Below are 19,984 nucleotides of genomic sequence, written 5' to 3'. Positions count from 1 at the left end.
CAGGACGTCGACATAGATAGACAGTACCAGAATGGCAACTTCTTGCAAGCTCCTCACCGGTTTTGGCGCTTGTGTGGTTTTGCCGTGTCATTCTTTAGAGGGAGAGGGTTATATGCGCGTGGTGAAACAGGTCGCCTTGTTCGTTCGCACCAATCTGTGGATTGTACCGCTGGCGCTGCTGCTGGCATGGGGGCTGTTCCATTTTCTCGATCCAGCGCCGCCACGTACGCTGGTCATGACTACTGGGGGTGAGAGCGGTGGTTATCATGGCTTCGCACTGGCATTGAAAGAGCGGTTGAATGAGGATGGCTTGACCCTGGAGCTGCGAACCAGCAGTGGCTCGGTGGAGAATCTGAAGCGTCTGACGGATGGCTCCGGTGAGGTTCAACTGGGGTTGATCCAGAGTGGCACCACTGATCTGCTCGATGCGCATCAACTGACCCAGCTGGAAGGGCTGGCAGCTATCTATCATGAGCCTCTATGGCTGCTCCAGCGCCGTGGTGCAGACCTCTCCCGGCTGTTGGATCTGCAGGGGCGCAGAGTGTCGGTTGGGAGTCTGGGCAGCGGTACCTGGGCTGTGGTTCGCAGTGTGTTCAGCCAACTGGGCGAACATGCGGGCGAAGAGGATATAGCGGCGGGCAACTGGCAGCGGCTTTCCGCTCGCGCTTCGGCAGACGCACTGCATGCCGGCGAATTGGATGCTGCTTTTTTTGTGTTGCCGGTGGGCAACGCGACGGTGCGCCAGCTATTGGCCGACCCTGACCTGGAGTTGGTTGATCTGGCTCAGACCGAGGCGCTGGCCGCGAGACTGCCTTTCCTCGATACCCTGAGTATCCCGGAAGGACTGCTCGACCTGCCGCGTAATATTCCTGCGCAGCGCACGGCGTTGCTATCACCGGTGGCGACGCTGGTCATCAACGAAGCCTTTCACCCGGCACTGGCATCGCTGGTGTTGCAGGCCACCGCCGACGTATTACGCCACGGCAGTCTGCTGGACCCACCGGGCGCTTTCCCGGCTGCCATGCCCATGGAATTGGAGCTGAGCGGCGAAGCCGCGTATTACCACGAGCACGGCGTGCCGATCCTGCAGCGCTACCTGCCGTTCTGGATAGCCTCCATAGCAGACCGTTATGTGGTGCTGTTGATTCCCTTCATCGTCATCATGCTACCGTTGTTGAAGAGCATGGGCCCACTCTATACCTGGCGTATGCGGGCACGCGTCTACCGCTGGTACGCTGACTTGCGGCGGGTGGACAAGCTGATTCACAACGGTGGCATAAAACAGGTACTGGGGCGGGAAATAGACAACCTGGTCAAGCTTGAGGATGAGCTGACCCGGGTAGATGTGCCTTTGTCCTACGCCCATGAACTGTACAGTCTGCATCTGCATGTCGGCTACATGATCAGCCGGCTGCGGCAGATGCAGAGTGGCAATTCAGAATGACATGAGCCTAAGGGGGACGCAGAGGTATGTGACAGCTCATTGCGGTGGGCTTTCAACTATTCGGGCGGGGTCATAAGATGTATTGCTGGTCTGGACCGACAAGAGGTGAACATGAAGGATGTGTTGAGTAACGCAACGGACGCAATCAACCGAATACTGTTGGGCAAGCAGCACGCCGTGAAGTTGGCGGTGGCCTGCATTCTGGCCAAGGGGCATCTGCTGATCGAAGACCTGCCGGGCATGGGCAAGACGACGCTGTCCCAAGCGCTGGCGCGGGTGATGGGCCTGAGTTATCAGCGCATCCAGTTCACCAGTGACCTGCTGCCCGGCGACATTCTTGGAACCTCGGTATTCGATCGCAATACGGGTGCCTTCATCTTTCATCCTGGACCGATCTTCGCTGAGCTGGTGTTGGCTGACGAGATTAATCGCGCCACGCCCAAGAGTCAGAGTGCGTTGCTGGAGGCCATGGAAGAAGGGCAGGTGACAGTGGATGGCGCGACGCGCCCCTTGCCTGATCCTTTCTTTGTTATTGCCACCCAGAACCCTGCTTCCCAGGGCGGGACCTTTACGCTGCCCGAATCCCAGCTTGATCGGTTTCTGATGCGCCTGTCACTGGGTTATCCCGCGCCGGCAGCCGAGAAGGCTTTGCTGCTGGGTGGTACCGGTCGGGCGCGATTGGACAGCGTCACCCCGGTGTTGAGTCGCGCGCAGTTGCTCGCACTACAGGCGGCCGTGCCCCAGGTGACCGCCAGTGAAGCCATCGTCGACTACATCTTGCGGCTGGTCACCCGCACGCGTGAGAGCCATCTCTGCGCCTGGGGGCTATCGCCCCGCGCCAGTCTGGGGCTGCTGGCATCGGCTCGCGCCTGGGCAATGCTGGAGAATCGTGCCTATGTGATTCCCGAGGATGTGCAGGCAGTGCTGCCGGCGGTGGTCAGCCACCGCTTGCGCGCCAGTGATGACCCGGCTGGGCATGGCGGCGGCAGTCTGGCCCAGCGGTTGCTGAATGAAGTGCCGGCGGTTTGATTGGCCGGCTGGGTGGTCAGGCCAGCGGGGTGTTCCAGCGCTGGCTTAAAAAACGCATCCCTGCCGCCAGCCAGATACGGCTGAATCACCGGCGCATTTTCATCATGCCTACCCGGGCCGGGATGGGGTTGCTGTTGTTGTTGCTGATCATGCTGATTGGCGCGATCAACTACCAGAACAGCCTGGTGTATGCCGTGGTATTTCTGCTTGGCAGCCTGTTCTGGATCGGCCTGCACCATACTTATCGCAATCTTGCTGGTCTGGAGTTACACGCCAATGGCAGTTTGCCGGTGTTCGCCGGTGAGGAGGCGCCATTGACGGTGACATTGCTCGCAACGCGGCGAGAATATCAGGCGATTGCACTATTCTGGCCGAGCAGTTTGCCACAGCAGGTGGATGTGCAGCCTGATCTGGGCGCGACGCTGTCATTGTATTATCCGACCTCCAGGCGCGGCTGGCTCAAGCCGGGTCGCCTGCGTGTGGAAACACGCTATCCGCTTGGCTGGTTCGTTGCCTGGAGTCTGGTGGATCTGGACTGGCGAGTGCTGGTCTATCCGCAACCGCTGAGTCTGCCGCTGCCAGGTATGCGCGCTGGCAATGAGGGAGAGGGAGATCAGTTACAGGTCGAAGGTGTTGATGATTTCCAGGGGCTGCGTGCCTATCAGCCGGGCGATTCAAAAAAACGTCTCGATTGGGGCGCCTGGTCTCGTGGACACGGACTTCACAGCAAAGTATTCGCCGAGCCGCAGCAGGAGAGTCTATGGCTGACACTGGCACAGGCTCCGGGGCAGTCTCTTGAACAGCAGCTCAGCTGCCTGACTGGCTGGGTATTGCGGTTGGAGACCCTGCGCCGACCCTATGGTCTTGAGCTGGCGGGGAGCCGCATGGGGCCAGCATTGGGCGAGATCCATAGGGACGCCTGCCTGCGCGTACTGGCACTGTATGGGGCTGAGGCATGAACGCTAACGCCTTGATCCCGCGCAACAGCCTGGTCTGGCTGCTTACCGCGCAGATAGTAGCATTGCTGCCGCACCTGCCACGGCTGCCGTTGTGGGTCGTTGCCCTGTGGCTGGGCTGTGCACTGTGGCGGATACAGATTCAACGTATGCGCTGGCCCTACCCGGGGTTGGTGGTGCGGGCATTGGCTTTGGGGCTGGTAACGGTGGGTGTGTTCGTGGCACAGGGCACGCTGATCGGGCTCGACGCTGCTGTGATGTTGCTGCTGGTGCTGTTCATGCTCAAGTTGCTGGAGATGCGCAAGCCGCGTGATGCGCTGGTGGTGATCTACCTCGGGTTTTTCATCGTGGCTACGGCCTTTCTGTTTGATCAGAGCATACCGCTGGCGCTATTCCAGTGCTTCTCTGTGCTGGTATTGGTGGCGGCGCTGGTTGGCCTGCAGCAGACGCCGGGGCGCAATGATCCCGCGCGGGCGCTGCGAACGGGTGGCATGCTGCTGTTGCAGGCGGTGCCCTTGATGGTGGTGTTGTTCGTGCTGTTTCCACGCATGGGGCCACTCTGGTCGGTCAATGCACCCGGACAGCAAGCCCGTACCGGACTGGCGGAAAGCATGACACCCGCGGATATCGCCGACCTGGCTCGATCCGGTGAGCTGGTTTTTCGGGCAGCTTTTGACGGGGTGATACCTCCACAATCGCAATTGTACTGGCGTGCAATGACATTGAACCGCTTCGATGGTCGCACCTGGAGCAGTTCGCGCTTCAGTGCCCGAGGCACGTCGCAGAACTGGCAGCCGCAGGGCGAGCCTACCCGCTATCGGGTGATAGCCGCTGCCAGCCATCAGCCCTGGGTATTCAGCCTGCGCGGAGCGAGTTCGGATGATGAGAGGCTGATGCTCACCCGGGATTTCATTCTGCAGGCACGTCGACCGCTGGGGCAGACCATGTCCTACACTGCCACCTCGCACCTGGACAGTCTGCTGGAGCCTCACGGGCTGGAGCCATTGCAGCGAAGAATCAATCTGCATCTGCCGGAAGGCTTTGATCCACGTACGCGCGCCTTCGCCGCCGAATTGCGCCAGACCCATAGACACGATGCCGACCTGGTACAGGCATTGCTGGCTCACTTCAACCAGGCCCCCTTCCATTACACGCTGCGTCCGGACCGGCTTGGTCAACACAGCAACGATGAATTTCTGTTTGATAGTCGCCGCGGTTTCTGTGCCCATTTTTCCGGTGCCATGACCTTCGTTCTGCGGGCTGCGGGTATACCCGCGAGGGTGGTTGCAGGTTACCAGGGCGGCGAAATCAACCCGCGCGGAAACTATGTATTGGTACATCAATTTGAAGCCCATGCCTGGGTCGAAGTCTGGTTGCCGGAACAGGGCTGGGTATCGGTTGATCCGACCTTTCAGGTGGCGCCGGAGCGTATCGAGCAGGGGCTGCAGGAGGCGTTGGAGCGGGAAGGCAGTTTTCTTGAGGATTCGCCGCTTGCTGTAGCGCGTTACCGCAACATTGGTTGGTTCAACGATGTGCGGCTGTTCTGGGATGATCTCAATTACCAATGGCAATTGCGCGTGCTCGGTTATGAAAGCGAGCGACAGATGGCGTTCTTTCGCCGCTGGCTGGGCACTGCTGACTGGCAGCGAATTGGCCTGATGTCGCTTGGGGTGCTGACGTTGATCATGCTGCCGATGGCATTGTGGATTCTGCGTCCTGAACGTCGATCGAAAGATCCCCGGCAGCGTGCCTGGCTGAAATTGAACAAGCGCCTGACTCGTCTGCAGTTGCAGGCGAAAACCGGCGAAGGACCACGTACATGGCAACAACGGCTTATGCAGTCTCTGCCGGGACAACAGGCAGAACTGGCCGGATTCTTTGATGAATATATCCGTTTGAGCTATACAGCCGTACCGGGGGCCGCTGCACCGGGGGCCGCCGATCCGTCCGCCGCACAATTGTATGCTGCGTTGCGCAATTTGATTCGCGTCTTGCCTCGCAGACGCCCACGCCGGCCGATAACAGTGCTCGGCTTGCCTGGCAAGGGGCGGCAGTTGTAATGTGAGCTAGTTCGTCTAACAACACTGTTCAGGAGCTGCAATGCACCCTTTCAATGCCTCACGTCCACCCAAGCTCGCCGTTGGGCTGGCCATGGTGGGGTTGGTGCCCTTTGTCACCGGGGCGCTGGGTCTTTGGGTAACTCCCGAAGCCTGGCGTGTATGGGTCATGGAGGAGCTGCTGTCCTTCGCGGCGGTTATATTGGCCTTTATGGGCGCCATTCACTGGGGGCTGGCGATGCGGGCCGATGAGTCCAGCCACAATGCGCCGATGCAATTGGGACTGTCGGTGATTCCGCCGCTGCTGGGTTGGTTTGCCCTGAGTCTACCGATCGATTTTGCCATTCCGGTGTTCTTCTTCGCCTTTGCCACCTTGTATTTTGCGGATAACTGGGCGGTCAGAAACGGGCTGGCGCCGGCTTGGTATACAGTCCTGCGCAAACCCATCAGTCTGGTGATAATCGGATCGATGATAGTGGCCTGGGGGGCCACTCTGGTAAAGAATTACTGAGTTGTCAGGCAATCAACTCTTCTTGACGAACTCGGACTTGAGTTTCATTGCGCCGATACCGTCAATTCGGCAATCAATATCATGATCGCCATCAACCAGGCGGATATTCTTGACCTTGGTTCCCACCTTAACTACCGATGAAGAGCCTTTGATCTTAAGGTCCTTGACGACAGTGATGGAGTCGCCGTCCTGAAGAACGTTGCCGTGGGCATCCTTGATGATGCGTTCATCCGAAGCGGTAGCCGTTTCACCCTCTTTCGACCACTCATGGGCACATTCCGGACAAACATACATAGGCCCATCTTCATAGGTATATTCAGAACTGCAGGAAGGGCAATTAGGCAGTGCGCTCATGGTCTCACCTCTAAACAGGTCTACGGCTCACCAAGGCGGTGAGAGGTTGATCTAAAGGGCCAGAATCATAGCGTTTGCGCCTATCTTTGTCCATTTGGCGGCCCTTTGGCGGCGATGTGATCATGATGCCCAGACTCGGGGTTGGCTTCGAGGTTGAAAAAAATCCATTAGAGCTGTAAGCTTGTTCGATTGTTTTTGCATTATTTCAGGAGATGTCTGCACAGTCAGCCAGCCAAATGGACAGCAGTGCCCGTCGGAGAATAATTAATGTACATGTTCACCCAGCTCAATAAAGGCTTTAGATCAGCCCCCTGTTTGAAAGCTGTAACTCGCAATCACTCCGCCTACAAAGGCTATCATTAGCAAGTTCGCTGTTTCCTCCTACGTCTCCCGTAGTTGATTGTCGTATACCCGCATTTTATGCGCGTAGAGGCACATCTGTTTTGTTTTTTGCGGTTTGGCTGCACCCGTGATCGGGTGTGTTGATTATTCCGCAGAATGTCACGAGGTTATGCAGTGAATTCCGAATTTTTTCAGTTCTCCACCGCAACAGTGTTGTTGTTGCTGTTTGCCTTCTATGGCGGCACTTATCTGCTGTCCAGAAGAATCAAGCAGGACGCCGATGATGCTGACGGTTTCATGGTTTCCAACCACCGTATCGGTTTTGGTATGGGCGCTGCCAGTATGACGGCGACCTGGATCTGGGCTGCGTCCTTCTACGCCGCGGCAACCTCCGGTTTCACCTACGGTGTGTCTGGTCCGTTGCATTACGGTTTCTGGGGTGCGTTGATGATTCTGTTCATCTACCCCTTTGGTCGCCGCTTCCGCGAGCTGGCGCCCAACGCCGCCACCCTGGGCGAGGTGATCCACGCTCGTCATGGTGCGTCGAGCCAATTGATTCTGGCCTTCTCCAACCTGCTGGGCAGCATCATCAGTCTGATGGTCAACCTGACTGCGGCTGGCGCACTTGTGTCGGTGTTGTCGCCGTTGTCGTTCCAGGCAGGTATCGTGATTGCTGGGGTAGGTGTACTCAGTTACACCTTCTACTCCGGTTTCCGCGCCTCGGTATTTACCGACTTCGGGCAGCTGGTGGCGATGATGGCAATTGCCGTGGTGATCATCCCGGCGGTATTGTTCGCCATGGGTGGGCCTTCGGTGATGGTGGCTAACCTGTCCAATCTCACCGGCGAGCAGGCCAGCCTGTTCTCCAAAGAAGCCTTCCTGCATCAGGGCGCGCCGTACTTCGTCGCCGTGCTCGCGTATGCCATTGGTAACCAGACCATTTCCCAACGTCTGTTTGCGGTGGATGAGTCGCATATCAAGCCGACCTTCATTACCGCGACCGTCAGTTATGGAGCGATCGTTATAGGCCTGGGCATGATTGGTCTGATGGCGCTGACCATGGGTGTGCAGCCGCTGGATGGCAACATGAACAACCTGATCCCGCAGATGGTTTCCAGCTATCTGCCGCCGTTCTTTATCGGCCTGTTCTTCATTCTGGTGATCGGCTCACTGTCTTCTACTGCTGACTCTGACCTGTCGGCGTTGTCCGCGATCATGATGGCGGATGTTTACGGCAAGAACATTGCCAAGAACAAGGCGGATCCCAAAAAGATGCTGATCGTCGGGCGCGCAACCATGGTTGTCGCCACGGTAATTGGCATGACGCTCGCCAGTCTCGCGTTCGATATTCTGGTGATGCTGGTCTTTGTGGGTGCGCTCTGGGGCGCCATTGTGTTCCCGGTTATCGCCAGTTGCTTCTGGAATCGAGTTACCAACGCTGCCTTCACCTGGGCAGTGATTGTGGCCTTGCTGGTATTCAGCGTGGTGCGCTTTGAGCTGATACCAATGACCGGTGTGACAGCGCTATTGATGGAGTTGATGGCGGCTATTGGCGCTGGTGTAGTGGGTGGCCTGATGACCTTTGGCTTCTTTGGTAAGCGTATGGGTGTGATTGTTTTCTTCATCGCAACGGCGGTGATCGCCTGGATTGGTCTGGGTAGCCTGCGTGAATACACAGTGTTGCTGTCCTCATTGACTGCCTATGGCGTCAGCACTCTGGTGTGTGTCGCCATCAGTCTGTGCAGCAATCAGCGCTTTGATTTTGACACTATCCAGCAGCGTGTCGGCGACTACAACAAGCCGGCAGACGAGCTGGGTCAAAACCTGACTGCCCCCTGAGGGGCATATGCAGGCTCGTGTTGAATGCGGGCCTGCACTTTGATAAAGGAGAATCTGATGCAAACTCTAATCTACGGTACTTATATCCTGATGTGGCCTGTCATTACTCTGGGTATGCTTGGCATGATTGTGCATGCCGTGCTGCGCGACCTTCGTGAAGCCAGGGACAACAATACCGAGCTGGTCTGACCTCAGCCCGTTTCGGGGGAGCCGTCCGGCTCCCCTGCGGGTTGCAGTGCTGTACTGGCATCCTGCCGCATGCTTTCCGCCAGATCCTGAGCTAATTGTAACCGCCGTAGAATCCACGGCTCCAGGTTATACACAAAGGGGTCACTGAACTCCTCCTGTCCCCCCCAGTTCAATCGCGTAAATGCCGGCGTTTCCGCAGCTATCGCCCCGTCTTGCAGTGTTCTTTTGATCTCATCTGCCGCTGCTAGCAGGGTCGGCTGGATATCGCTCTGATCCTCGTCCCGACGCATCAACAGCATGGTTTTCACTGTGGTCAGTTGAGCCAGTAATTGGTAACCATGGTTGAGCAGGCTTTCCAGTGGCTCCAATGCCGGGCGCACGGCACGGGGTTCGGCCAGTGAGCGCCGGGTGGCCTGCACCAGGGCTGACAGGCTGTCATAGGCTTCCTTGCGCGCCAGTCGCCATTCCAGTTCAGGTTCATCGTCCACTGCTGTGAACTGGCGCAGGTTCAGGGCGATCTGTGCATGACGGGCCTGCGCTTGCAAGGTGCGGTTGACCAGCGAGGGAATCTGGCTGCGCTCCCAGGAGGGCAGTACATAACTGAAAGCCCAGGCGATGCCGACACCGATAAGGGTATCGGCGATACGTTCCAATACGTTGAACATGGGCGCATCCACGGCACTGATCAGGTGCGCCTGAACCAGGCTCAATACGGTGGCAGCTACGGCGGTGATGATGTAGCGCTTGATGGCGAAAGAATGCGATACCGCCTGGGCGAGCGGCACTATGACCAACAGCACCAAGGGCGGCGCCTGAGTAGACAATATGGCCCCGGCCAGCAAGCAGCCCAGAATAGTCCCCGCAACACGGCTGTTACGTCGTTCCAAGGTGTGTGACAGGCTCCCGCGCAGCACCACCACTATGGTGACCAGGATCCAGTAGCCGTGGGTACTCCAGGGCATTGCCAGCGACAGAAAGTAACCGACACCGACCGCCAGTGCAGCGCGTATCGCATGGCGTAGTGGGGGAGCATCCCAGCGCCACAATACCATCGCCGGGCGCAGCGACCAGCTGGTGGGGCTGACAAACAGCTTCCACGCCGTGCGTACTGCGGTCAGGTCCGGCTCAACCTTGCCTCTGGCCAGTCGGTTGACCCGCAGAATCTCGTCATTGATATTGCCTACCCGATTGGTCAGCCCGCGTAACAGGATGACCAATGACGGCGTATGGCCGAGCTCCTCACGGGCCATCGTCTGAGGCATGCGATTCAGCGCCGCCAGTGCCGGGCGCCAATCGGTCAGCGGAGCCGGTTGCCTGCCCAGCAGCAGAGCGTCGGCATGCCGATCAAACTCATCGGCCATCTGATCAATGAGTTTGCGCATCTCAGTTAATACCGAAGCCGCCTCCGGGCGGGATTTGACCAGATCAAGATCCAGCTCACTGGCCAGCAGGTGGTCACGTATCTCGAGGATATTGATCAGTATTGCTGCCCGTTGCTGCCGGCGGGCTGTACGTGGTGATTCCAGCAACAAATCACGAGCAGCCTGTAATTGCTCAGCCAGCAGCGCCTGTTGTTGCATCAAAGTGGCGGCCTGGGGTGTGTCCGTAGTTGGGTCAAAACGATCAGCCTGAACGCGCATGAGACGGCTCAGCGCCAACATCGACTGAGCCAGCAACTGCGCACGGTAACGGCTATTGAGCAGGGCGTTGGTGGCGGTGGCATACACCACATAACACAGCGCCCCGGAAACAAAGTACAGACAGGTAGTCAGCAAGCTGCCTTCGTTCAGCTGCTGCGATACCGCCATGGAGAAAGTCATGGCGAACATGATTGAAATAATGATCGGCAGGCCGCGTTGTCCCCAGGCGCCGGCGAGAAAAGCAAAGAAGGTAGCCGGTACCAACAGCAGCCCGAGATACAGTGGCTGATCCTGCAGTATCTGCACACCAGCGAAGAGAGGCAGCCCGAGAATCGCTGCCGGCAACAGGCTGGCGAACTTGCCGCGGCGGGGCAGGGCGTGATCGGGTGGGACGCAGACAATGGCGCCGACGGCCATCACCGATGCGGCGAACTGGCCGAGCAGAAGATAAGCTGTGCCGGAAATAAGCATAAGCCCGAAACCGGCCGATATCCCCGTGGTGACGTAGGAACTCAGTAATACCCGCAGCGCATTCGCCAGCCTCTCTTTCATATATTCATTTCCTCCTGAAGAGTCATCATACGAGCATAGACGGGACGGCACCATGATCACGATAGTCACGCAGTCCATGCAGACGACGGCCATATGCTTTATCTGAATGACGTCGGTTACTCATTCGGATGAGCAGAGGACAGGTGCTGGGGCGCTAGCCCCTGCGGAAGAACTCACTGTTTGCCTGCAGGCTGCGCGGCGTTTTCGACCTCCCAGGCTGCCGGGTGGTTGATACACCACAAGTGGCTGGACAATTGTTGCAGGGTCCGTGCCGCTTGCTCCAGTGCTGCCTGCTCCAGCAACATGCCGCGCACCGGTTGGGACACAGCCCAGACGGTCATCGCCGACCACTGCGGGTGTTACAGTCCGAGCATCCAGGCCAGCGCCATAGCCAGGCCGGAGGCGAACGCAGTGCGCAGGGCAAAATTCAGGCGGGGAATATCGAAGCCGAGCTGTACCCACTTATCGCCGACTGAAGAGGCACTATTCATGCCGCCCACTCCCGCTCATCAGCGTCAGCCGGGTCTGTATGAGCTCGAAGGCCTCTCTATCGCAGTGATACCGAGTTGACTATGAAATGGCTACATCCATGGTCCGGTCCTGAACGTGGCTCCGACAATGACGAAGGCGACGCTGAGCAGGGTGATCAAACGGATGCGCAATGCCATGGTCGGCAGGGTGTCGGCAGACAGCTTGGGTATCACCCGCAGTCGGGCATCCATCGCCACGGCGAGCGTGAGTGCCAGCAGGGTCAGTTTCAACAGGATGAGTCGGGTGATGAAGTTATCTGCAGCAAACCACGTGGAGAGATCCGGTATCAAGGTATGCGCCAGCCAAAGCCCTGATAGGACCTGAATCACCAGGGCCGACATGCCCCATTTTTCGTAAGCCGACTCGAAGGCAAGCAGGTCGGCAACCGACCGCTCACGCAGAATCTTCGGTAGCAAGGCCAGAGCAAGAATCAGATGCCCACCAGTCCAGATTGTTGCGCAGAGAATGTGCAGCACCAGAACATACTTGTACATGACAGCTCCTTTTAAGCTTTACAGCACCTGTGAAAACGATGGCACTCAGCGATCCGGTGTTCGCAACGTCTCATCGGAGGACGACGCTGTCTTATCCTCGGTTCGTCCCGCGCGCGGGGCTGAAAAATCGTTTTCAGAAAACACCTCGGTAAGGATCGCCTGTTCGATAAAGTTGCGCTCGCCGGCCTTGGCCGGAATCCGAACCGTGAGATGGATCTCCCCAGCGACCGGTACCTGGATGGTAACCCGCGGGTCAACCGACGGCATCACCAGGCCGCGCTGGCTGCCGATCTTGCTCATGTAGCGGCGCACCAGTTCCAGATAAGGCCCGCAGTGATGGTCGGCGGCAGTCTGCAGTGCTAACTGCGCGGCCTGCCAGTTGTCTTCGCGTTTGAAGGGGACAGTGAAGACATGAAAGTCGTAATGTGTAGTGAAACTTTCATTGATCACCGGCTCGGATACAAACAGCGCGTTGGGTATGACAATACGGCGGCCGGTGCGTTGATGTAGATGCTTGCCGGGACCTACTTCAAGAATAGTTGTTGCCAACAGGCTCTGGTCGATGACGTCGCCGCGCAGATCTTTTATCTGGATACGGTCGCCCAGTACAAATGAGCGCGAGCCGCTTTTGAGAATCGAGCCGGTGAAACAGAGTATCAGTTCCTTGGTCGCCACCACGAAAGCCACGGCGATAGCGACGATGGACAGCGCCAGCGTACGCAGCTCCTCGCCCCAGATCATCACCAGCCCGAGCATCAACAGCAACAGAAAACCGTTGCGCGAATTGACCAGCCATTTGCCACGCAACTCCGGCGAACTCACTGTGCGCTGGATGAAGCGCGTCGTCAGCGCCCGCAGAATGATGACAGTCACTATCAGGATCGCAGAGCTGGCCAGCAGGCTCAGCACAGCATCAGAGATGACAAAGTTATCAGGCAGCCAATCCACATTCTCAAACATGTATCTCATCCTATTTCGGTCAGGCGGAGATGATCTGCTGTCGCCGGTTCGGCGTCAATCGTCGGTGGGGAAGCGCCCGGATGAATGCTGCGTAAATACTCAAGCTCTGATGGTCGATTGACATGCTATGGCCATGTATTAGCTATTCACCCGGAAGAGTGATTTTCAATGATCGCACATGGTCATCTTATATCGGATATCAATTCAAGGTTGCTGGCCTTATAGCAAACACCATTTCCCGCTTAACCCATGCGGGTGAACTTGCCGGTTTGCCGTTGACGCACTATGAGGCAACTCAAATACTTCAGCGCAGTTGATGGAAGTTCTCATCCGGGACATCAACGTCGTGCGTCATATGTCATTAATAATAATTTGAATATAGTTTCCCTGGAGTAATAATGATCAATAAAAATCTACCCCAATCGCTGCTTTCCATGCTGGCGGCGGGCGCCCTTATGCTGTCCACTTCTGTCTTTGCAACCAACCCGCCGGTCGACGATCCAAGCGATCCAGGTGGAGCTTACGAACGAGGTCCGGACCCGACGGTGTCATTCCTTGAAGCCTCAAGCGGGCCGTACAGCGTTCGCACCAGCAATGTGTCGAGTCTCACCAGTGGTTTCGGGGGCGGCACCATTCACTATCCCGCGGGCACTTCCGGAACCATGGCTGCCATTGTGGTGATTCCCGGCTTCGTATCTGCCGAGTCTTCCATTGACTGGTGGGGACCAAAGCTGGCTTCCCACGGCTTCGTGGTGATGACCATCGATACCAATACGGGTTTTGATCAGCCGCCGAGCCGTGCCCGCCAGATCAACAATGCGCTGGATTATCTGGTTGACCAGAACTCCCGCCGCCTCAGTCCGGTGAATGGCATGATCGATACCGATCGGCTGGGGGTGATCGGCTGGTCCATGGGTGGCGGCGGCACCTTGCGCGTAGCCAGCCAGGGCCGTATCAAGGCAGCCATTCCGCTGGCGCCATGGGATACCGCACGCGCCAGTGCTGTACAGGCTCCGACACTGATCTTCGCTTGCGAGTCCGACCTTATCGCGCCGGTGCGCAGTCATGCTTCGCCGTTCTATAACCAGCTGCCGAATGACATCGACAAGGCCTATGTCGAGATCGACGGCGGTTCGCACTATTGCGCCAATGGCGGCGGGTTCAACAATGATGTACTCAGCCGCATGGGCGTTTCCTGGATGAAACGTTTCCTGGATAACGATACGCGCTACAGCCAGTTTCTGTGTGGTCCGAACCATGAATCCGACCGCAACATCTCCGAATACCGCGGCAACTGCCCGTACTGATGGAATGACCTGAACAGCAAGGCCGACCTGCAGGTGAGGTCGGCCTTGCTGTTATCTGCTGGTTGGTCAGGCTGCGGCTTCTGCTGCAGTTATCGGGGCCTGGAAGCGTCGCAGTCGCAGCGCATTGCCGAGCACGAAGACACTCGACAGCGCCATCGCTCCAGCGGCGAAGATCGGTGACAGCAGCAGGCCATAGACCGGATATAGCACCCCGGCAGCAACCGGAATCAACGCCGTGTTATAGGCGAAGGCCCAGAACAGGTTCTGCCTGATGTTACCAATCGTGGCCTTGGACAGGGCAATGGCGTTAGGCACACCGTTCAGGTTGCCGGACATCAACACTACATCCGCGGCTTCCATCGCCACATCGGTACCCGTCCCGATCGCGAGCCCCACATCGGCTTCGGCCAATGCGGGCGCGTCATTGATGCCGTCGCCAACAAATGCCAGACAGCCATGTTCGGCCTTTAGACGCCGCAGAGCATCGACCTTACCTTCGGGCAACACTTCAGCAATCACCTCGTCGATACCCAGCTTGCGGGCAATGGCCTGCGCGGTGCGTTTGTTGTCGCCGGTGATCATGACAACCTTCAACCCCAGAGCGTGCAACGAGGCAATGGCGCCGGGAGTGCTTTTCTTGATTGGATCGGCGACCGCCACGATGGCGGCGAGGCGTCCGTCAATGGCGGCATACAAGGGAGATTTACCCTCGTCACCGAGACGCTCCGCAGTGTGTGCAAAGCCCTCCACGCTCAATCCCAACTCACGCATGTAACGATCGGCACCAATCTCCACCCGTGCGCCGTCGACCTGGGCACGTACACCGAAGCCGGTGACCGATTCGAAGTTGCTCAACGCTGGCAGGCTCAGGCCTTCCTGTTCGGCAGCATCCACCAGCGCGCGTGCGATCGGGTGTTCCGAGCGGCTTTCGACGGCTGCGATCTGTGCCAGTACCTGGGCGCGTTCAAAGCCGGCCGAGGTTTCCAGGTCGGTCAGGGCTGGGCGGCCTTCGGTCAAGGTGCCGGTCTTGTCCACTGCCACGACCTTGGCATCCTTTAACAGCTGCAAGGCCTCTCCCTTGCGGAACAGTACCCCAAGCTCCGCACCGCGCCCGGTGCCGACCATGATCGAGGTGGGTGTGGCCAACCCCATGGCGCACGGGCAGGCAATGATGAGTACGGCCACCGCATTGACCAGAGCGAAGGTCAATGCAGGAGACGGGCCGACAATCAGCCAAATGAGAAAGGTCATTGCCGCCGCCAGCATGACCGCGGGCACGAACCACATGGTCACCTTGTCCACCAGCCCCTGGATCGGCAGCTTGGAGCCCTGAGCCTGCTCGACCAGACGAATGATCTGTGCCAGCACGGTATGGTTGCCCACGGCGGTCGCGCGCAGAGCAAAGGCGCCGGTCTGGTTAATGGTGCCACCGACCACTGGACTGCCTGTCGACTTGCTGACGGGTACGGGTTCGCCGGTAATCATCGATTCATCAACATAGCTCTGACCCTCGACCACCTCGCCATCGACCGGCACACGCTCGCCGGGCCGCACTTCGACCAGGTCACCCGAGGCCACTTCGCCGATCGCTATATCCAGCGTACCTCCGTCGCGCCGCACCCGTGCGGTTCTGGCCTGCAGGCCGACGAGCCGCTGGATGGCCTCGGATGTTCGGCCCTTGGCCCGGGCTTCGAGAAAGCGCCCGAGCAGAATCAGCGCCACAATGACCGCTGCGGCCTCGTAGTAGACGTTCACCGTGCCGGCAGGCAGCAGGTCGGCGGCAAAGGTAGCAATCACAGAGTAGGCATAGGCGGCCGTGGTGCCCAGCGCGACCAGGGAGTTCATATCTGGCGCCAGGCGCAGCAGGGCCGGGAAACCAGCGCGGTAAAAGCGTCGGCCGGGCCCCACCAGTACCAGTGTGGTCAGTATGAACTGCAGATACCAACTCCACTGCAGACCGATGGTGCGCATGATCAGGTCATGCACCCCCGGCACCATGTGCGAGCCCATTTCAATCATGAAAACCGGCAATGCCAGCAGGGCGGCGATGACGAAATCGCGCTTGAGCGCGGTGCGCTCTGCGTCCTTTTTTGCGTTAGCTTCTTCGCCGGCATCACCTGCCTGTGATTCGATAATCTGCGCCGAGTAGCCAGCGTTCTTGATGGCGGTGACCAGGGCATCGGCAGCGGCGGTGCCATGCACGGTGACACGCTCTGTCGCCAGGTTGACCTTTGCCTCGGACACACCCGGTACGGCTTTGAGTGCACGTTCGACACGGGCGACGCAGGAGCCACAGGTCATGCCTTCGGTGGTCAGTGCGATGGTGCTTTCAGGCACGCTGTAACCGGCTTTTTCGACTGCCTGCACCAGCGCAGTGCGATCAACCGGGCGGGTGAGTCTGACATCGGCGCGTTCCGTAGCAAGATTGACCGCGACCGCGCTGACGCCCTCGACCTTGCCAAGGGCGGCTTCCACGCGACCGACGCAGGAAGCGCAGCTCATGCCTTCGATAGGGAGGCTGATCGCCTCTGTGGCGGCGAGGTCGCCTGTGATTGACGCGCTCATGGTTTGCCTCCTAGCTTGAATGGACTCAATACAGATACAGGCTAAACCTTCCCATCATGGGAAGGTCAAGTCATCAGGCTCTGAGTGTATCGGTACAATATCAGCGACAGAAGCCGAAACCACGGGTATCGAAGTGGAAGTGATTTTCGTGTGGCTGATTGTAGTCCGGGCCGAGCACGGTACCGAAGTATTCGCAGGCTGCTTCATGGGTTGCCTTGAGAAAGGTAGACTTGGCTGGCGCATCGTCATCCGCCCAATGACTCAGAACCGACGCTTGTTGACCGTTCTCGAAGCGAAAAGCTGCGACATCGAAGGCATCTGCGGTGGCATGCTGACTGCGGCGGGCGCCTTCACGATGATAGATATTGCGGCAGGCAAAACTGCCGAAGTGATCGACCTGTACCAGCGCGCTGCCGAGATGTTGTTGCGCCAGCGGCTGCAGTTGCTGACGTTCAAACATCACCCAGGCTACCGCCAGTGGACAGGTGATGATGAATGTGGAGCTGAAGCGCACACCGGTATTGCTGACGCGCACAACATCGGTCAACGGGCAGCCGGCGACGGGTGTGTAATCCTCCAGCGCCAGATAGTCGATTGCTCCCGCCGGCGCTGTATCCAGCACGGCCAGGCACTGCTGTGGATCATCCTGGAGTCGTCCCAGTTTCCATTTGGTTACCAGCGTCATGGGGTGTTCAATAGCGAGCGTCTTCAGGGGATGCCACTCGGGGGGGATATGTTCCCAGGGCTTGGTCAACGCCACAGCCGCGATGATTGCCAGAAACAACAACCATTTGATGATGCGCAAGAGAGTGGAGCTCAACAGGGCGGGCCTCCCGGGACATTAGATATGTGTCATACGGCGCAAGCTCTTGTGCCTCTGCCAATAAAGATAGCAGCTCGGGTGAATACCGACGGCAAGGAATCCGGGGCTGACGGCTCAGGGATCGGGCGGCCAAGCTCCCCCGAACGGGCGTTATTCTGCTATGGTTGCCAGCCTCTTTTGTCGCCTGGTTTACACGGAAATCCTGTATGAATTCTATCGATCCGATTCATTTCGCCGGCTCTGATACTTTCAGCCTGCGCCAACTCGATGAGTTGAATGGGCTATCCAAAGGCACCAGTTTTCGCTGGTTCAAGGCATGTGAAGCTGAATTGAGCGAAGGGGTGGATTACTTTCACCTGTCGGCCGATGAGTATTCTGAGTTGATTGACAGCCTCAGAGCATCGGGACTGATTTATACCAGTACCCGGCATCTGTTGTTACTGACCCGCTGTGGTTACGAATGCATGCGCGCACGTTCGATGCGCTGATATAAGGATCCAGAATGCTCATCGAGCTGTTCGCAGTAATGGCGCCGGTATTGATTGTTGCGGGTATCGGCTTTGGTTGGGCGCGCTCAGGTCAGCCTTATCCTACCGAGTTTGTCACCCGTCTGGTCCTCAATGTCAGCACCCCTTGTCTGGTGCTTTCGACACTGAGTCGCGCTGAGGTCGATCTGCAGGTGTTCGGGCAGATGGCGCTGGCCTGTGTGGTGATCTGCGCCATCATGGCCTTGATCGGCTGGGTGCTGAGCCGGGCGATCAACTCTGATCCCAAGGTTCTGGTGCCAGCCTACATGTTTCCCAATACCGGTAATATGGGCTTGCCGATCAGCCTGTACGCCTTCGGTGAGCCGGGGCTGGCGCTGGCGGTGGCCTTCTTTGTGGTGTTGTCGGTGGGGCATTTCACCGTCGGCATGATTCTGTCCGGTGCGGCGCAGTCCTGGCGACGGTTGCTACTCAATCCGGTGATCATCAGCCTGGGCGTGGCGCTGGCGGTATTGATGCTGGATCTTCAGTTGCCGCGCTGGATTGCCAACACCGTCGATCTGCTTGGCAGTATGAGTATTCCGATGATGCTGCTGACCTTGGGGGTGTCTTTGGCCAGCATTCGGCCGAAGCAGGTGGGGAAGGGCATGTTGCTCGGCGGCTTCCGCATTCTGTGCGGCGCTGCGATCGGTTGGGGCATTGCTCTGGCGCTGGATCTGCCGCCTTTGGCTCAAGGGGTGCTGGTACTGCAGTCGGCGATGCCAGTCGCGGTATTCAACTATCTGTTCGCGGTGAAAGCCAACCGTTCACCGGAAACCGTCGCCAGCCTGGTCATTTGCTCGACCCTGTTGTCTTTCCTGTTTATACCCTTGCTGTTGATCTGGTGGTTGCCGGCGGCGGGGTGAAGCCCCGCCGCGGTATCCTGTCAGACTTCGCGTGCGTGGGCTTGGGCAGCAAGTTTGCTGGCATCCACCCGTACAAAGGTCGAGTCACCTATGGCAGTCAGCACATCGCCAGCGTAGATCTCACAGATGATACGGCTCTTGCGACCCAGCGGCCCCTCTACCCGAGCACGCAGCGTTAGCTCTACGCCCATCGGGGTTGGCTTGATGTACTTGATACCCAGCTCTCCGGTGACGCAATTGATTTCCGTCGGCGCCTTGTCCTCGGCCTGTTCGGCGCGCAGATGATAGGCCATCGCCGTCCAGTTGGAGTGACAGTCCACCAGCATGGCCAGCAGGCCGCCATACACCAGATCCGGCCAGCCGCAGTATTTTGCTTCCGGCCGATGCCGGGCGATGACATGGGTATCGTCCGCATCCCAGAAGCTTTTTATCTGCAGTCCATGGGGATTGCTGCCCCCGCATCCGTAACATACGCCATGGGGTGAGAGAAGGTCTTGCAGAGCAGTAGCAGTCATGGGGAGCCTTGTTTTTATTGAATAATCGAAGCGGTATTGTGCCCTCATTCTCTGAGGCTTGCCATGCTGCAAAAGGATCAATAAGGGACGTGAATTCCTTTAATCAGGAATCGACTCTGGCCATGGCCTGACTTATCGAGTCTGTATCCGTGGGGCGCACCAAGCGTTCGACTTCTTCACCATCACGCATGAATATCAGCGTTGGCCAGAGCTTTACCCGAAAGGATCGGCCCAGGGGACGACCGGGACCATCTTCTATTTTCAGATGCCGCAGGTCAGGATGCCCAGCGAAAGCTGATGCAATATGCGGTTGCGCAGCTTTGCAGTGGCCACACCAATCGGTACCGAATTCGATCAACGTAGGACCTTGAAGTGTGTCAACTTCTGCGCGGGGTGGTTCTTGATCTGTGTAGGTGCTGTTCATGGTCATATTCCTCCAACTACTTTCTCTTGCGCCGTAAACGATCCAGCAGTACACCGCGGTCT

At 58.1% G+C, this 19,984-nt stretch carries 20 protein-coding genes; 10 read left to right on the top strand and 10 right to left on the bottom strand.

The features are described from left to right. Positions 1 to 112 precede the first annotated feature (112 nt). From INT39_RS16640 to INT39_RS16620, 5 genes are all read left to right on the top strand, one after another. Positions 113 to 1,444, top strand: coding sequence for a TAXI family TRAP transporter solute-binding subunit (locus INT39_RS16640; protein WP_193075124.1), 1,332 nt, complete (start codon positions 113 to 115; stop codon positions 1,442 to 1,444). Positions 1,445 to 1,555: 111 nt separating this feature from the next. Then, positions 1,556 to 2,473: an AAA family ATPase gene (locus INT39_RS16635; protein WP_193075123.1), complete on the top strand. Its 918-nt coding sequence runs from the start codon at positions 1,556 to 1,558 to the stop codon at positions 2,471 to 2,473. Then, positions 2,470 to 3,432, top strand: coding sequence for a DUF58 domain-containing protein (locus INT39_RS16630; RefSeq protein ID WP_226944854.1), 963 nt, complete (start codon positions 2,470 to 2,472; stop codon positions 3,430 to 3,432). The genes INT39_RS16635 and INT39_RS16630 overlap by 4 nt, the downstream gene beginning before the upstream one ends. Beyond that, a complete protein-coding gene (locus INT39_RS16625; protein WP_193075122.1) occupies positions 3,429 to 5,489 on the top strand; it encodes a transglutaminaseTgpA domain-containing protein in 2,061 nt (686 codons plus the stop codon). Before INT39_RS16630 ends, INT39_RS16625 begins: the two co-directional genes overlap by 4 nt. Positions 5,490 to 5,529: 40 nt before the next feature. After that, on the top strand, positions 5,530 to 5,997 hold the full coding sequence (locus INT39_RS16620) for a DUF3429 domain-containing protein (protein ID WP_193075121.1): 468 nt from the start codon (positions 5,530 to 5,532) through the stop codon (positions 5,995 to 5,997). 12 nt (positions 5,998 to 6,009) lie between these two features. Here INT39_RS16620 and INT39_RS16615 read toward each other — a convergent pair whose 3' ends face one another. Then, complete coding sequence (locus tag INT39_RS16615; protein ID WP_193075120.1) at positions 6,010 to 6,351, bottom strand: zinc ribbon domain-containing protein YjdM; 342 nt, start codon at positions 6,349 to 6,351, stop codon at positions 6,010 to 6,012. A 516-nt stretch (positions 6,352 to 6,867) separates the two neighbouring features. On the opposite strand from INT39_RS16615, the gene INT39_RS16610 reads away from it, so the two are divergent. Next, entirely contained in the window at positions 6,868 to 8,532 is a 1,665-nt protein-coding gene (locus tag INT39_RS16610; RefSeq protein WP_193075119.1) for a sodium:solute symporter family protein, read from the top strand. 57 nt (positions 8,533 to 8,589) lie between these two features. After that, positions 8,590 to 8,721: a putative transporter small subunit gene (locus INT39_RS22585; protein ID WP_226944852.1), complete on the top strand. Its 132-nt coding sequence runs from the start codon at positions 8,590 to 8,592 to the stop codon at positions 8,719 to 8,721. Between the two features lie 2 nt (positions 8,722 to 8,723). Here the strand turns inward: INT39_RS22585 and INT39_RS16605 are convergent, their stop codons facing one another. The 5 genes from INT39_RS16605 to INT39_RS16590 form a co-directional block, all read right to left on the bottom strand. Continuing rightward, a complete protein-coding gene (locus INT39_RS16605; protein WP_193075118.1) occupies positions 8,724 to 10,913 on the bottom strand; it encodes an FUSC family protein in 2,190 nt (729 codons plus the stop codon). A gap of 173 nt (positions 10,914 to 11,086) precedes the next feature. Continuing rightward, the gene (locus INT39_RS16600) at positions 11,087 to 11,254 is read right to left on the bottom strand and encodes a hypothetical protein (RefSeq protein ID WP_193075117.1); all 168 of its coding nucleotides are present in this window, start codon (positions 11,252 to 11,254) and stop codon (positions 11,087 to 11,089) included. Between the two features lie 18 nt (positions 11,255 to 11,272). Beyond that, positions 11,273 to 11,404 (bottom strand): hypothetical protein, encoded by a 132-nt coding sequence (locus tag INT39_RS22700; RefSeq protein WP_264299111.1) that lies wholly within the window; start codon positions 11,402 to 11,404, stop codon positions 11,273 to 11,275. A 90-nt stretch (positions 11,405 to 11,494) separates the two neighbouring features. Then, positions 11,495 to 11,938: a CopD family protein gene (locus INT39_RS16595; protein WP_193075116.1), complete on the bottom strand. Its 444-nt coding sequence runs from the start codon at positions 11,936 to 11,938 to the stop codon at positions 11,495 to 11,497. A 45-nt stretch (positions 11,939 to 11,983) separates the two neighbouring features. Continuing rightward, a complete protein-coding gene (locus INT39_RS16590; RefSeq protein WP_193075115.1) occupies positions 11,984 to 12,898 on the bottom strand; it encodes a mechanosensitive ion channel domain-containing protein in 915 nt (304 codons plus the stop codon). A 398-nt stretch (positions 12,899 to 13,296) separates the two neighbouring features. Here INT39_RS16590 and INT39_RS16585 point away from each other — a divergent pair, with 398 nt between their 5' ends. Beyond that, entirely contained in the window at positions 13,297 to 14,205 is a 909-nt protein-coding gene (locus tag INT39_RS16585) for an alpha/beta hydrolase family protein (protein WP_193075114.1), read from the top strand. Positions 14,206 to 14,271: 66 nt separating this feature from the next. Here the strand turns inward: INT39_RS16585 and INT39_RS16580 are convergent, their stop codons facing one another. Beyond that, complete coding sequence (locus tag INT39_RS16580) at positions 14,272 to 16,770, bottom strand: heavy metal translocating P-type ATPase (RefSeq protein ID WP_193075113.1); 2,499 nt, start codon at positions 16,768 to 16,770, stop codon at positions 14,272 to 14,274. Between the two features lie 100 nt (positions 16,771 to 16,870). After that, positions 16,871 to 17,590 carry an extensin family protein gene (locus INT39_RS16575; protein WP_226944851.1) on the bottom strand — a complete coding sequence of 240 codons (720 nt, stop codon included), beginning with the start codon at positions 17,588 to 17,590 and terminating at the stop codon, positions 16,871 to 16,873. Positions 17,591 to 17,799: 209 nt separating this feature from the next. Between INT39_RS16575 and INT39_RS16570 the strand changes: the two genes are divergently transcribed. Both INT39_RS16570 and INT39_RS16565 read left to right on the top strand, forming a co-directional pair. Then, positions 17,800 to 18,081, top strand: a complete 282-nt coding sequence (locus tag INT39_RS16570) for an ORF6N domain-containing protein (protein WP_193075112.1) — start codon at positions 17,800 to 17,802, stop codon at positions 18,079 to 18,081. A 14-nt stretch (positions 18,082 to 18,095) separates the two neighbouring features. Next, positions 18,096 to 18,983: an AEC family transporter gene (locus INT39_RS16565; protein WP_193075111.1), complete on the top strand. Its 888-nt coding sequence runs from the start codon at positions 18,096 to 18,098 to the stop codon at positions 18,981 to 18,983. Positions 18,984 to 19,003: 20 nt separating this feature from the next. On the opposite strand, the gene INT39_RS16560 is transcribed toward INT39_RS16565, so the two are convergent. Continuing rightward, positions 19,004 to 19,498 (bottom strand): PaaI family thioesterase, encoded by a 495-nt coding sequence (locus INT39_RS16560; protein WP_193075110.1) that lies wholly within the window; start codon positions 19,496 to 19,498, stop codon positions 19,004 to 19,006. Positions 19,499 to 19,601: 103 nt separating this feature from the next. After that, positions 19,602 to 19,928 (bottom strand): thioredoxin family protein, encoded by a 327-nt coding sequence (locus INT39_RS22580; RefSeq protein WP_193075109.1) that lies wholly within the window; start codon positions 19,926 to 19,928, stop codon positions 19,602 to 19,604. Positions 19,929 to 19,984: the final 56 nt, after the last annotated feature.

It is taken from the genome of Pseudomonas sp. FME51, assembly GCF_014897305.1.
This window is presented reverse-complemented; position numbering and strand designations above follow the sequence as displayed.

Coding starts and splice junctions, on each gene's coding strand:
- INT39_RS22700 (WP_264299111.1), bottom strand. CDS start 11,404: ATGAATAGTGCCTCTTCAGTCGGCGATAAGTGGGTACAGCTCGGCTTC.
- INT39_RS16605 (WP_193075118.1), bottom strand. CDS start 10,913: ATGAAAGAGAGGCTGGCGAATGCGCTGCGGGTATTACTGAGTTCCTAC.
- INT39_RS16615 (WP_193075120.1), bottom strand. CDS start 6,351: ATGAGCGCACTGCCTAATTGCCCTTCCTGCAGTTCTGAATATACCTAT.
- INT39_RS16625 (WP_193075122.1), top strand. CDS start 3,429: ATGAACGCTAACGCCTTGATCCCGCGCAACAGCCTGGTCTGGCTGCTT.
- INT39_RS16600 (WP_193075117.1), bottom strand. CDS start 11,254: ATGACCGTCTGGGCTGTGTCCCAACCGGTGCGCGGCATGTTGCTGGAG.
- INT39_RS16620 (WP_193075121.1), top strand. CDS start 5,530: ATGCACCCTTTCAATGCCTCACGTCCACCCAAGCTCGCCGTTGGGCTG.
- INT39_RS22585 (WP_226944852.1), top strand. CDS start 8,590: ATGCAAACTCTAATCTACGGTACTTATATCCTGATGTGGCCTGTCATT.
- INT39_RS16570 (WP_193075112.1), top strand. CDS start 17,800: ATGAATTCTATCGATCCGATTCATTTCGCCGGCTCTGATACTTTCAGC.
- INT39_RS16560 (WP_193075110.1), bottom strand. CDS start 19,498: ATGACTGCTACTGCTCTGCAAGACCTTCTCTCACCCCATGGCGTATGT.
- INT39_RS16590 (WP_193075115.1), bottom strand. CDS start 12,898: ATGTTTGAGAATGTGGATTGGCTGCCTGATAACTTTGTCATCTCTGAT.
- INT39_RS16585 (WP_193075114.1), top strand. CDS start 13,297: ATGATCAATAAAAATCTACCCCAATCGCTGCTTTCCATGCTGGCGGCG.
- INT39_RS16595 (WP_193075116.1), bottom strand. CDS start 11,938: ATGTACAAGTATGTTCTGGTGCTGCACATTCTCTGCGCAACAATCTGG.
- INT39_RS16580 (WP_193075113.1), bottom strand. CDS start 16,770: ATGAGCGCGTCAATCACAGGCGACCTCGCCGCCACAGAGGCGATCAGC.
- INT39_RS22580 (WP_193075109.1), bottom strand. CDS start 19,928: ATGACCATGAACAGCACCTACACAGATCAAGAACCACCCCGCGCAGAA.
- INT39_RS16635 (WP_193075123.1), top strand. CDS start 1,556: ATGAAGGATGTGTTGAGTAACGCAACGGACGCAATCAACCGAATACTG.
- INT39_RS16565 (WP_193075111.1), top strand. CDS start 18,096: ATGCTCATCGAGCTGTTCGCAGTAATGGCGCCGGTATTGATTGTTGCG.
- INT39_RS16640 (WP_193075124.1), top strand. CDS start 113: ATGCGCGTGGTGAAACAGGTCGCCTTGTTCGTTCGCACCAATCTGTGG.